Source organism: Paraburkholderia sp. DD10 (genome assembly GCF_049177125.1).
Classification (GTDB): Bacteria; Pseudomonadota; Gammaproteobacteria; order Burkholderiales; family Burkholderiaceae; genus Paraburkholderia; species Paraburkholderia terricola.
The window spans coordinates 125,407-138,182 of sequence record NZ_CP185394.1 but is presented as its reverse complement, the minus strand read 5'-3'; the positions used below and the strand labels follow the sequence as shown (position 1 = coordinate 138,182).

At 58.6% G+C, this 12,776-nt stretch carries 14 protein-coding genes; 2 read left to right on the top strand and 12 right to left on the bottom strand.

The annotated features are described in order from the left end of the window. Positions 1-33 precede the first annotated feature (33 nt). From ACOCG7_RS34335 to ACOCG7_RS34305, 7 genes are all read right to left on the bottom strand, one after another. On the bottom strand, positions 34-906 hold the full coding sequence (locus ACOCG7_RS34335; protein WP_421381102.1) for a type IV secretion system protein: 873 nt from the start codon (positions 904-906) through the stop codon (positions 34-36). 73 nt (positions 907-979) lie between these two features. Next, on the bottom strand, positions 980-1,258 hold the full coding sequence (locus ACOCG7_RS34330; RefSeq protein WP_421380684.1) for a hypothetical protein: 279 nt from the start codon (positions 1,256-1,258) through the stop codon (positions 980-982). Continuing rightward, positions 1,215-1,985 carry a type IV secretion system protein gene (locus ACOCG7_RS34325; RefSeq protein WP_421380681.1) on the bottom strand — a complete coding sequence of 257 codons (771 nt, stop codon included), beginning with the start codon at positions 1,983-1,985 and terminating at the stop codon, positions 1,215-1,217. Before ACOCG7_RS34325 ends, ACOCG7_RS34330 begins: the two co-directional genes overlap by 44 nt. Before the next feature lie 25 nt (positions 1,986-2,010). After that, a complete protein-coding gene (locus ACOCG7_RS34320) occupies positions 2,011-4,458 on the bottom strand; it encodes a VirB4 family type IV secretion system protein (protein WP_421380678.1) in 2,448 nt (815 codons plus the stop codon). A 122-nt stretch (positions 4,459-4,580) separates the two neighbouring features. Next, a complete protein-coding gene (locus ACOCG7_RS34315; protein WP_421380675.1) occupies positions 4,581-5,018 on the bottom strand; it encodes a VirB3 family type IV secretion system protein in 438 nt (145 codons plus the stop codon). A gap of 7 nt (positions 5,019-5,025) precedes the next feature. Further along, complete coding sequence (locus tag ACOCG7_RS34310; protein ID WP_421380673.1) at positions 5,026-5,322, bottom strand: hypothetical protein; 297 nt, start codon at positions 5,320-5,322, stop codon at positions 5,026-5,028. A gap of 120 nt (positions 5,323-5,442) precedes the next feature. Continuing rightward, positions 5,443-6,102 (bottom strand): lytic transglycosylase domain-containing protein, encoded by a 660-nt coding sequence (locus ACOCG7_RS34305; RefSeq protein WP_421380671.1) that lies wholly within the window; start codon positions 6,100-6,102, stop codon positions 5,443-5,445. 524 nt (positions 6,103-6,626) lie between these two features. Here ACOCG7_RS34305 and ACOCG7_RS34300 point away from each other — a divergent pair. After that, positions 6,627-6,914 carry an Arc family DNA-binding protein gene (locus ACOCG7_RS34300; protein ID WP_421380668.1) on the top strand — a complete coding sequence of 96 codons (288 nt, stop codon included), beginning with the start codon at positions 6,627-6,629 and terminating at the stop codon, positions 6,912-6,914. A 71-nt stretch (positions 6,915-6,985) separates the two neighbouring features. On the opposite strand, the gene ACOCG7_RS34295 is transcribed toward ACOCG7_RS34300, so the two are convergent. The 5 genes from ACOCG7_RS34295 to mnmH all read right to left on the bottom strand — a co-directional run bounded on the left by ACOCG7_RS34295 (position 6,986) and on the right by mnmH (position 11,605). Next, positions 6,986-7,966: a fatty acid desaturase gene (locus ACOCG7_RS34295; protein ID WP_421380665.1), complete on the bottom strand. Its 981-nt coding sequence runs from the start codon at positions 7,964-7,966 to the stop codon at positions 6,986-6,988. Next, entirely contained in the window at positions 7,944-8,663 is a 720-nt protein-coding gene (locus tag ACOCG7_RS34290; protein ID WP_421380662.1) for an autoinducer binding domain-containing protein, read from the bottom strand. The genes ACOCG7_RS34295 and ACOCG7_RS34290 overlap by 23 nt, the downstream gene beginning before the upstream one ends. Before the next feature lie 14 nt (positions 8,664-8,677). Continuing rightward, a complete protein-coding gene (locus ACOCG7_RS34285; RefSeq protein WP_421380659.1) occupies positions 8,678-8,941 on the bottom strand; it encodes a hypothetical protein in 264 nt (87 codons plus the stop codon). Positions 8,942-9,256: 315 nt separating this feature from the next. Continuing rightward, on the bottom strand, positions 9,257-10,318 hold the full coding sequence (locus tag ACOCG7_RS34280) for a hypothetical protein (protein ID WP_421380656.1): 1,062 nt from the start codon (positions 10,316-10,318) through the stop codon (positions 9,257-9,259). Positions 10,319-10,576: 258 nt separating this feature from the next. After that, entirely contained in the window at positions 10,577-11,605 is a 1,029-nt protein-coding gene (gene mnmH, locus ACOCG7_RS34275) for a tRNA 2-selenouridine(34) synthase MnmH (RefSeq protein WP_421380653.1), read from the bottom strand. A gap of 232 nt (positions 11,606-11,837) precedes the next feature. Here mnmH and ACOCG7_RS34270 point away from each other — a divergent pair, with 232 nt between their 5' ends. Then, entirely contained in the window at positions 11,838-12,464 is a 627-nt protein-coding gene (locus ACOCG7_RS34270; RefSeq protein ID WP_421380650.1) for a class I SAM-dependent methyltransferase, read from the top strand. Positions 12,465-12,776: the final 312 nt, after the last annotated feature.

Here is a 12,776-nt window from a genome sequence, read left to right as displayed (position 1 = left end):
ACGTGCGACCGTTTTGAATAACCTGATCATTTTTTACGCCTCACTCAAGCTACCGCCGGTCTTCGGCGATCCGCCGCCGCCCAGTTTTCCAAGCGAGCCGGCAAACCTCGCGACGCTGCCCAGCCTGCCCACCATCGTCGAAATACCGACGCCGCCCGCAAGAGACGAAGCCATGCCCGGCAGGTTGAGCGAGATAACCCAGAAGGACAGCCCCATGATGTCCAGCTCGATGACTTGCGCAATGGATGGGGAGCCGTTTAGCGGCACCACGCCCATCGCGAAATTGACCTCCAGCGCGCAGGCGGCTGCGAACAGCGCGACCAGCAGCGTGTAGTTCATGCATTGGCCGATCCAGTTCCAGAAGAACTGTCGCGATGGCGGGAAGAGCGCTGCTGAGATAAACAGCGGACCGAGTGCGAGCAGCAGCCCAAGCGCAAACTTCGCCAGAATGATGTACGCAACGGCTATCGCCATGAACGGGCCGCCGAAAATGATCATCAGCGCGATCGTCCAGATTGCCGCAATAACTTTCAGGCCGGACGCCTGTGCATAGATTGCCTGCGCCGCGTTGATGTACGCATTGAGCAGGTTATCGAGGCCGGATACCGGGTTGCTGCCGTTGGTCAGTGCGCCGGCCAGTTGCTCGCCGAGACCATTGAAGAATGGAACGACGTATTCACTGTAGAACTGGATGTTCATCCCGCAGGTCAGGATGACCGCCCACGTCGCCATGCGCATCAGAAAATCGTTGATCGGCTCGTCGTTGCGCCCCTGCCAGTATGTCCAGAGGATCAGCAAGACATAGATGCTGAAGCAGGTGGCCATCAATGGCGAGATCAGCGAAATGATGCGGGTCGAACCGCTCGAGATCGTGTTCAGCACGTTCTGATCAAACGAACTGGTCATTGAGGTGAAAAGCTGAACGTCTGCCACGGATATCCCCCGCTTCGGTCAGTGATTGAACTACCTACTAGCCGGATTACTTCAACCCGGCCGCGCTGGCTTCTGCATCGTCGCTTGCAGCGTTGATACCCTTCGCCTTACGCTCAGCGGAAAGCTTCTCCGGCGTCGTGCCGAGAAACGCCGCATCGAACTTCAGATCCCGCTGCTGCTGTTGCTCTTCCTGCACGTTGTGCTGATGACGATCCCACGCGAGATATCCGAGGTAGCCCGCGATGGCGACCAGCAAAGCGATGATTGAGCCGAGAAGTGTCTTATTGACCATTGGTTTTCCCCAGAAATGCGTTGTCGAATTCACGATCGCGCTGCTCTTCAGCAAGTTTGAGCTCAGCTTTCTGCAGTTCCGCTGCGAGCTGCATCCGCGTCTGCTCATTCGTGACCATCGCCTCTTCGGCGGCCATCCGGTTCTGCAGATCCGCTTTCTGCGCCGGATCCTGCGTCAGGTTTGACTGCCGCATCAGCGCCTGGATGTTGTTCATGCGTGCCATCGTTGCGCTGTACGCCTGCTCGTTCATCGCCTTGTTGGTCGCGAGTGTGTCGTAATAGCGCTGCTGACCCGGCGTGCCCGCACCAGTCATGCCTTCCTGCTGCTCGATCGAGCGCATCGACGAGCTGATGCCCGAAAGACCGCCGCCCTTCGCCTGGTCGTAAATGTTCTGCCACTGTTCCGGAAGGTAGTTGCGCAGCGATGCATCGTTCATGATGTTGCCGAAACTGCTGTTGCCGGTCAGCGCCTGATACTGGGCCTCCTGATTCTGGATCTGCTGGAACAGCTGCTGGACCTGCACCATCTGTTGCGCGAGCTCGGCCGGCGAAATCGTCGGGACGCCCTGCGCGTGAGCCAGCGAGAACACGCAGGCGCACAGCAGCGTGACCAGCGTGCGGCGAGGCCAGAGCGTCATTCCCGGCACATGGGCGAGGCTCATGCCCGCGCGTGTGGATCGGGCCCGGAGCCCCTCGCGAAGATTCCGTATCGCTGGGTCAACCGGCCGGCGCGCGGCCGGATAGACATGGGTGCTGTTCATGGCTACCTCCTCGGGTTGCAGCACGTTAGGCAAAAACTTCGTCGTCCACCGGCTGATGCAGCGGCGGATAGATCTGCGCAAGCTCGGCCCGCTTGCGTTCGAGGCCACGCTGCAGCTCGGCGGACCACAGACGCTCGTCGGCGCCGTGTTTCGCCGCGAGCCGTGTGCGCAGCTTGCGTTCGAACACGCGATACAGGTAGACGGGCAACCAGACGTCCGGATCGTCGCCAACCTCAGCACGGACCGCGTCGCAGATCAGCACGTTCTCGCGGTCACCCGAGAACACCGCAATCGCGTCCTCAAGCCCGGACAGGTCGAAACTGGCAAACGCCGACTGGTTGCCCTGCTTGATGAGGAAGCGGCGCGACTGTGGCGTGAGCTTTTTGAACTCCCGGAATTCCTTGCGGGTCATGCCATCGCGCAGATACGCTTCTTCTTCAGCGGCCGGGTCGGCGAGCCAGAGCTTCGTCGCGACCAGACTGCGCAGCGCGGGAAACAGGTCCGCTGCACGCTGCGCCTGTTCAGGCTGTTGCGTGATCAGGCCCATGAACTCCCCTTCCTTGCGCCCGCTCGCAAGCGTCTCCTCGATCTGCTCGCGGATCGTGCGAAAGCGCAGCGGCAGCCAGTACTCCTCGATCACGGTCTGCATCAGCGTGCCCTCGCGACGCATCAGCTTCCTGAGATGGAACAGCCAGGCAAACGCCGGCTCCGACGGCTCGTAGTTCTCGACAAGAAATGCCTCAACATCGAACCCGATCCAGCGTTGCTCGCTCATGTTCAGGGAGAGATTGGGCGGGTTATCGAACACCCACCAGAACCGGCCGCCCTCCGACTTGCACCAGATCGACAGACGGGCGCGCAGGCCGTCATCGCCCTCGTCCGGAATGCTGTCCAGTAGCAGGCTGAAGCGGCGCAGCCGAACGTCATCGACCCCCATTACCGCGTCGACGGCGTTGCGGCTGTGAATCTTCTCGCCGGCAGTCAGGTCAATCCTGATTGGCTTACCCTGATGGTCGACGCCGTTCTTCCGGCCGCACAGTTCGACGAGTCCATACAGGAATTCGCGATTGTCTGGCGTGTCGGCGAGTTCGAACGGCGCCCAGCCGGTCGGCTTGCCCTTCTCCAGATGGACATAGGCGCCGCCCATCGCCCGGATGAACACTTCCCAGCCCCGCCCCTTGTCCAGCACGTACAGCATCGGGTCGAACCGGGACAGCATGCCGGTCACCGCGACGGCGACCGTAGACTTGCCGCTGCCCGTCGTGCCTTTCCCTTCAAAATGGCCGGCCATCTTCTCCGACACATTGATGTCCCCCAGCCGACTCGCGTGCGAACTGTAGTTGTAGACGCCCGAATCCGAGCGGAACGGGATGACGGCCGACCCGTCTCCGATAGGGTTACCCTCCGCCTTGCCTGACGAGTAGTCATGGCACGTGTACATCGCCGCAAAATTGCGCGAAGACTGCACTTTCGGGCGCGGTTTGACCCGTGCGCCCGGGACTTGTGAAAAGTACGTAAACGGAGCCGACCCCGTCGCGGGCGCCCATTCAACGCCACACTCGTTGCGCGAACGGGACGCAAACCTGTCGGCGTTCTCCAGCGCCTCTTTCGCTGTTTCGCCGTAGATCACCGCCGCGCCGTGATACTCGCCGAACGACAGCTCACCCGTGTTCACGTAACCCTGAGCGTCGCGCAGTTCCCTGACCTGATGCTTCGCCTTGTCACCGGCCGACTCCAGCTTGTTGATTGCCGAATCGATGGTCCGGTTGGACTCGAAGCCCGTCATGCAGTTGAACGTATGCGTAATCGTGAATTCCATGCTCAACGTGATCAACGGATCGAGCTGGCCCCAGCCCGGCTTCTCCGGGCAACTGCGAAGGTCGAGGCAGGTTGCAACGCGCCGGTACGCCGGCACGTCGCTCGCCCCGATCTCGAGCGTGTTGTACCCAAAGTGCAGATGGCTCGACGGGATGACATCGGTGCCGGGTTCCGCCGCGACCGGCAGATCGCCGGTTTTCCCGTTGACGAGATAACTGACGAGCCCATACAAAGGCGAGAACAGCATCTTCGTGCCGTTCATGTGCTTGCGCTCGTACACCTCAAGTAGCTCGGCTTCATACTCGCCGAACTGCAGCAGCGCCTGTTGCGCGAGAGACCCGATTTCCTTGAGCCCGTCGTCGAACTCCTCGTATTTCAGGATCAGCGACAGGTAGTAGCGGTTCTCGAAGAACTTTTCGGATCCAAAACGTCGACCGATGTACTCGCGTACGAACCACTGCATGAAGCGCTGTTTGAACCGGTACACGCGATCAAAACTCACGCGCTGCCGCACAAACGTTGCGTGGAAGCCCAGGCGGCCACCCAGGTCGCGACCCAGCTTGCTGTACGCTTCCGTATCACGATCGAACATGCGCTCCATCACGACGTTTTCATGCACCTCGAAAGGCACGCCGCGCATGGCCAGCGTCACCATGAACCGGTTGCCCTCAAGGTGCTGCACGTGTTTCGTGACCGGATGTCCGTACTTCGGCATCCAGTCTTCAACGGCGCCGATCGCGCCGAGGATGTCGCTGGTGACGGCGGGGCTGTTTTGCATCAGGCCTCCGGATCGGGCTCGCGCAGCCGGCGCTCACCCGTGGATAACGGTTTGAGGAAATCGCGGTAGACGCGGCGTTGCCGTCCGTAGCGCAACGGCGCGAGCGTCGCGGTGTTGCCAAAGCGCGGAGCGGCTCGCCCGGCATCTAGCAGCGCACGGACCCGCAGCTGCCAGAAGTAGAAGCGGCAGCGCAGTTCCAGCCACATGATCCGCAGGCCCTGGTCGTCGGTTTCGCAGATGTGCTTGAAATACAGCAGCACCGGAAAGCCCAGGAAGACGAACAGCAGGCCACCCGGTCCGACGAAGAAGGAAACCAGCACGCCGACAAACATCGACGCGACAACGACAACCAGCATCGCCATGTAGGGAACACCCCAGATGGCCGCCGTGCGGCCAAGGCCGTTGAATCCAGGGTAGCGGGTTTTTTCGTCCGGCATGGCGTGCTCAGCTGAACATGTTCCACAGATACGGGGCGAGCACGCCCACCACCGAGCCCACCGCCGCGACCTTGCCGCACATGGTGATGAACTCGCTCCAGTGGGCGCGATCGGCCCAGCATTCCGCGCCCTTCCACATCAGCACACAGGCCGCGCAGACTCCCAGGAACGAATAGAGCCAGATCTTGAAAGTCATCGCGCCCTGCGTCGCCGAATCGAGCCCGCCACCCGCGAATGCGAGTTCCGGACCGATAGCAATACCCAGCGTTATCGCCTGGAACAGACAGGTTACGATCCGGTGCATCAATATGCGAAATGGGTATTCGTTCAGTCGTACTAACCTCATAGTCGAAAGCTTCCTGTGGCAATACATGTGTCTTCTCCTTTCAGTAGTCGAGATCCGCCCGCGCCGGCGCGGCTCGGATCATTTGCAATCGTCGTTGCAGGCGGAATCGCCGAACGCGTCCCATGACGGATGCGGTGCGTCCGGTCGTTGTCTGGAGTTGCCGCGCTGCGCGGAAGATGTTCTGGCATCGGGCGCCGCAGCGCGCGGTGGCCTGCGCGACGGACTGTCCATCACAACAGGAATCGCAGGAACTACACTGGTTGAACCTGCCACCGTCTGGGCGTTGGCCACCACGCGCTGTACGTAACTGGAGCCACCAGCTTCGACTGTCTCCCCGCGCGTGAAATTGCCGCTGTAGTAACAGCTGATCGCGGCACGCAACGCCTGTGCGCCCCGTCCCATCGCCGCGGCCGCCCGCTGATAGCAGTCGTGCAGGATGGCACTGCCCGCGCGCAGGTTTTCGCACGGATCGAAGGCTGTTTCGTAGGTCAGGCCGTAGCGTGCGAGATTGATCCTGTTGACCTGTCCAAGCCCCATGCTGAAATTGATGCCTTGCGCTTCGAGCGCCTTCGCCGTCGCTACGGCTTCAGCACGGTCGCGCGGCTGGCGAACAAGGCGGCCACCAACGACGCCGATCGCGTACGGATTGAAGCCGGACTCGGTCTTCACGACCGCCTGAAGCGTCGTGGGGTGGACGTTCGGCGCGCATTGCTGGGCTAACGAGATGAAATCAGGCATGACTCCCCCCTTCGCCCACGTTATGTCGCCGGCTGTGCCCGCACGATATAATGGCTTTAGCCATTGTCGACCTCTCAGGTTCCAACACTGGTCAGGTCGGCGCCAATGCTCGCTACATCGACGCTGACCGCTTCACTACCCGTACCTCCACGCCCGCCCTTCCCTGTCTGGCGTCACCTCGCCAAGATTCGGCCCGGGCGATGCGAACCAATTTAATCTCCTTCTGACACCTCCTCCTGTCGCGATGTTGGCGACGCGAGGGGCGCATCCGACGCGCACTCCTTGCAGACCGCCTCATCCTCCAGTTCGGCCCGACGAGTACGAAGCTCAACAATCAGCTGCGCATTTTTTGACCGTGCCTCCTGCTTTGCACGATCGATGAGCCACTCATTTAGCTCTCGGGGGAGTCGACACTGCGAGCGAACGATGGCACCCATTCTCTCTCCTCTGGTGCTTTATAGTCACTACGATGTAGTGACACAGTGTCACTATATTCCAGCGCCAACGTAGTGTCAAATGTCACTATGAAAGACAGCTACCGCTCACAATTCCGGCTACCGTGGCCCCTTTACCACCAGTTGAACGAATCCGCCACGAAGAATCAGCGCTCACTCAACGCTGAGCTGGTAGCGCGTTTGGAGTCGACCTATCCCCAGCTCAGTGTCCGCGACGATACCGACGTCGACGAATTACGCGAAACCGTCACTACGATGTCTCTCGCCGAGCTCATGACCCCAGACGAGATAACGATGTTCGCCGAACGCATGCTCGCTCTTGCCACACGCAAGCGCACTACCAAGACAACACCGTAGTGACACTTTCCAATAGATGATGTGACGAATTCAATAGGCCCACTTAGCCTTGCGGCCGCCATTGTTTTATGCTAGTCGCTTGTCTTTGGTAGCCTATGGTTCATGACCGAGAACCAGAGCGGTGGAATTAACGCCAGGCCAAACATGTGCAGATAGCCGCCAGGAAGCGCTCTCCCGGCGTGAACCAGGCGATCATAGGCCTGCGTTTGCTCAAGATGATGGTGGGTGTGAAGTCCGTTATTTACGAATAGGCGATTGGACAACCAGAAATTAACGTCCCACGCAATCTGATTGCCCAGGTCGTCAGGACTACCACACAGGCCATAGTGCTGTAGGTAGCCAACCGCCTCTACGACGAAGACAGAGACTATGCCTTGCCCCGCGTAGAAGACCGCCCCACGCCACCCACCAAACCACGCGAAAAGACCCACGACGGCTACGCTGACCGGGACGATCTGCAGGAGTCGGCGTCCCCTCCAACTGCGGGCCTGGCTTAGCTCGTAAGCAATAGCGGATCTCAGCGCCGAAAAGAAGGAGCGTCCGACGTGACACCAAACCGACAGGCCAACATGGGCCGTTGAGCCAAATCGCGGATCGCCGACATGCCCGTGGTGGAGTTGATGTACGACTCGGTAGTGAGGGTATCCAGCGACTGCTAGCGCTACGTCGGAGATCAACCTGGATACACGCCCGCCCCGGTGCATCACCTCGTGAATGTGCGCCATCGCGAAAGCACTCACCAACCCGGAGGCAATAACGAGCCCGGCAAACTCCAGCGGCCGCGCGGTCATCGCTCTTTCGAGGGCAACAAGCACCGCGACGCCCCACATGCAGATGTAAGTGACCGGAACCGCAGGTCCGATTGGCGTTTGGTTCGCCTTCTGGTTTGTGCTCCCTACGTCCTGCCCGATAAGCGCGTCAGCGGCTGGAACCACAACAACCAGAAGCAGCAAAAATAGCCAGGGATACCGGTAAAAGAACAATGCCGCCGCAGTCGCGGGTAATAGCGTCGACAGCCAGAACCCGCCGTTACTGCTGCGCAAAGATGTCATTTTCTTCCGCAAACCGCACCGCGGCGGTAATGTGCGAAACGCCAACCTTTTCGTTGATCCGCTGGAACTGCCTGTAGACAGTCGTCGAAGACACATTGAGCTCGTCGGCGATTGCACCTGCATTGAAGCCAGATCTCACGAAGCCAATCAACTGCACATCCTGCTGCGAAAGGCCGCACTTTCTGATCGCATCTTCTCGCACGGCTCGCGATGACCAATCGAGAAGCTCCAGTGCCAAGGCCCGGAAAAATGCTCTCCCCTCCCTGAGTTTCCGTTCACCTTCCTCGCGCTTCGTGCTCGAGCCAAGATAAAGAGCGCCAATCCGCCCTTTCTCGCTCGCGTGCGCAGGAATGAGAAAGGTGCTGAGAAACCCGTGTTCCGCGGCCACCTCAAGCATCCGCTTTTGCCCAGCAGTCCGGACTGGCAACTCCGAGCCCAATACTGGCGCAGTGTTCGATCGTGCGTAATCGAGACAAGGGTCCGTCAGATACCATCGGTTCGCGTTGTACAGTTGGCACCATTCAGGGCGACAACCGATCAGGAATCGATGGGTGGAGCGACTGGCTGAATGATCAGTAGGATGCAACGAAACGAACACAAACCATTCCGCTCCCTTCGATCGAATTGCGTCGCTAACAAGCGGTATCAACTCCAATTCATCCGCTGCATTTATAACGGCATCAAAGCTCAGTTCCATTACGGTCGATCCATCTAGATTACTTCACCAACCCCATACGCCCAGACAATGTTTCGCACTTCCATATAAATTGCCCGCATCACCGAATGATATGGGTCCGAAAGTACGAACTTTTCAAACTCGCCTTTTGATGAAATTGGCATAATCTGAACCAGCATAAGTTCGTCACCCTGAATCAGATACCTTTCCGCAATGAAACCGCCTGGCACCTGATAGAGACGAATGCCCACCTGCTCGACATCGGCACTAACGGCTCGTTCATAGACAAGGTTCTTCATAATCCTCGCCTTCGATCTCGGCGCGATGTCCGCACGCACGACACGTCCGATTCTTGACTTCATGCTCAGACAGAGACGAAATCACGTTTTCTGCCACGCATCTTTCGCACTCGAAGATCGATATGAAAAATTCCGCGCGGCAGACTTCGCACTTCATTTGATGGACTTCGTTTTCCTGCAAGACTTCCCATCCATCATCACCGTGATCGGCCCCACAAGAAGGGCACACAATGCTGATACAGTCGCTCATAGTTTCCAATCCAACAAATCATCAACAGTCCGGCGAATCGCCGGGCCACCTCATGCACCCGAGTACTACGCCAGCCTTCTGCCCATCCGCGCTGAATACTTATCGCGTGGTCGACTCGAACGCTGGCTTTGCACGTAATTAACGAACTGTTCTATCTCGGAGTCGGCCATCCCGAGCCATGCGAATCGTATGGTTCCGGGCTCCAACGGGAAAATTAACTCGCGGTCGATGCCGTGATGGTCGAGATACTGAAAGAACACGAACAGGTCATCGTCCTGCAACTGCTCCAGCCATGTTCGCAGGCGCTTCAACTCCTCGTCTGTCAGATTCGCCGGCGATGTGTTTAGAACGCTCAATGCGAAACGCGTTGGGCAGGGCGCTCGCGGGACGTAGTAAAGATCGTAGTGGTCCTGGTGCGATGTACGGGGGTCGACGCCCAGTATAGGAAACGAAAACCCTTGCTCCTTTGCTTCCTTCGCACGCTGCACCCGCGGCCGATCGTCAGGGGATGTTGGCCAGATGCGTTTCAGGTCATCAGCCCGGTACTTCTCGCGGGATTCCCAGATCTCATGCAGCTCGCAGTACTCCCTTGATTGAGAAATCCGGTAAGCCGCATCGACAAGCGGGCTGTCGTGCCAGTGAGCGAGCGGCCTGGTGCGTTCCGCTGCATACATGCGCTGAAGGTCATCTTGCAGATTGACGCCCGACTCCTCGAACAGGCGCCGAAATAGAACCAGTGATTTGCGGAAATACTGGGATGCGCCATCTGACTGCGCATACAGGCGCTCCGGAAATGTTTGCGCGTTATCCGGTGCAACATGGCCATTGGCCGCGTCTGTAATGCCCGTGACAAGCCAGAAAGCATAGTGCGGGAAAAGACGTGCCAGCGCCTCAATCATGTCTGGCGTGGGTCGTTGTCGACGATGAAACATCTTACGCCAGCGCTGAATGGAAATACGGGTGTATTCCGTCAGCCGCTCTAGGTAACCCCGGCCAGGCTCGGGCCTCGGAAGCGGAGTACCGAAGGCCCTGCGAAGTGCGCCCTTTGGCCTTTCGTCTTCACTTGGCGCGAGGCGTGCCTGCTCATTCAGGAGCAAGATCATGCGGTCTTCGATCGTCGTGGTCATGTTTGAAGCAATCCCAATCAGTCAATCTGTCCCGATTAGATCAATTCATAAGATATGACCATACCCGTCCTCCCTTCCCCTCCACCAATTCAGTTACAAACGGAAACACGAAGAAAGGTACCCACTGCTACAAGGCGGAAATTTTCTCTGCGTGCATATGTTTCTTGCATAGACGACATGGCAAATATGCCTATCCCACCCATACCGCGGGGGCCATTGGCAATGACACGGTTTTAGTGAGATTGAGATAAGAGCCGTTTAGCCGAAGCGCTGAATGAGCGCAAGCGCCACAGCGCGGAGACTGTTTGGCGACAGTTCCTGCAAGTCAACGACTGGTGCATCTGCAAGTGCGGGATAATTGCGCCGTGCCGAACGTGCATAGGCGGGATCGTAGTGCGCGACCATGACCCGCTCGAACAACTCGGGTATTTGCCGTGATCTGGCCATTTCCTGCCACACCTCGAACTCTTTGCCTCCGATATGGCTCCGCAGAGAGGCGAGTTTCGATACGAAGGCGTCGGGATCTTGCTCGAAATGGTGATAGTCCTCTCGCCACAATATGACTCGCTGGGCTATCGGCGCATTCACGCAGACAAGCTTGCCCTTCATATGCATCGTTTCGAGCAGCGCTGGCGGTAACTGCACGTTGCCAATCTTCTTGCTCTCTGCTTCCACCCACACCGGGCGGCCGGGCGAGAAAGTACTAAGCTTTTGTTGCAGCAGGCTATCAAAGTATTTCTGCGTCGGCTGCGGCGTATCAGGTATCGCACCAATAACCGAGCCCCGGTGAGACGCAAGCGCCTCCAGATTCAAGACCTGCGCACCGACGGCTTCGAGTTGATCGAGCAATCGAGTCTTTCCACAACCAGTCGAGCCTGACAGGACCACATACGAGAACTCGCGCGGTAGCTTTGTCAGTTGCTCGTTGACCCAACGTCGATAGCCCTTCCAGCCACCAGGTAGACGGTCCACCTTATAGCCGATCGTGTCGAGAGCATCAAACCAAAGTCGACTGCGCTTTCCGCCGCGAAAGCAATACACAAGCACCCTGCCATGACGTGGGTGGGCCGCAATTACGGTGTCAAGGTGACGCGAAATGTTTTTTAGCGAATAGGACACGCCGATCAGATATGCCCGCATTTTGTCGGTCCGATGCAAGGTGCCGACCTCGGCGTATTCGTCATTGCTGACCACGGGAAGGTTGATTGCCCCAGGGATGTGATCCACGGCGTATTCGCGTTCGCTGCGCGCGTCGATGATGAGGTCGTAATCTTCGAATCGGTACATGCCCACCTGCCTTGTATTTTTGGCGTACAACGAATTTTCTCTACGCCATCCGGACAACCGGTCGAGTGCAGGCATGGTACGAAGCCCTTACCTCTCTGGCAAGCCCTACCACCCGGCACGTCCGTCACCGGTCACATCGAACTACATCGTTTTAAGCGGACTACGATAGCTTCCCGACTGATTGGCGATAATTTGGCAAACTTCGCGAAACACCGACACACGGAGCGCGCTGATGTCCATCGATGTAAGCGGCACGGAAGGCTACGCGGAGAATGCACGATCCCTCATCGAGCAATGGCAAGACATATCATTTGCGGAACACCATGAACCCATCTTGCATCTCGTTCCGACGCCCACATCCTGCATTCTCGACGTTGGAGCCGGTATCGGAACCGACGCTGCTGCGTTCGCGGCACTGGGGCATACAGTCGTAGCAGTCGAACCGGTGGATGCGTTGCGCATTGCCGGAATCAGGCAGCATCCGTCTCCTCGGATTGAATGGCTGGACGATAGCCTGCCAGATCTTGCGATCCTGCAGTCGAGGCGAAAAGAATTCGACTTCGTCATGCTGTCGGCCGTTTGGATGCACCTTGACGAACACGAACGTCGTCGGGCGATGCCGAACGTCAGCGCTCTCCTGCGCGACGGCGCCATGCTGGTTTTGTCCTTGCGTCACGGCCCGGTTCCGAAAGGACGACGGATGTTCGACGTTTCGGCGGGAGAGACAATTCAACTCGCAAATGCTCATGGTTTGCGAACTGCGCTGAACGTCCAGACGCAATCCGTCCAGCGCGGCAATCGATGCATGGGCGTGACGTGGAGCCGGCTGGCTTTTAGCAAAGACGGCGCACGAAGCTAGATCCGGGCGACTCTCGGGACAAGTAGGCTTCGAGCGTGACCGCGTACGGATCGATGAGCGTTCGTTCTCGGAGAATGCTCCGGCCATCGCATCAGGCGGCAGTCGGCCACTTCCCGACACTCACGCGCGTACGCGCGCGGACACTCCAACGGCTGCTATACCTCGCCAAACGGCCTTCAAACACCGAGCAGAATGAACCGGCTGCGGCTGACGGGATTTTCGCTACACTCGCGGCGCTCACGTTGGACATAAGCAGCCGACAAGCCCGTCTCGACGGATGGCCCTGCGGGTCGGCAGTCGCGTGAACACGTT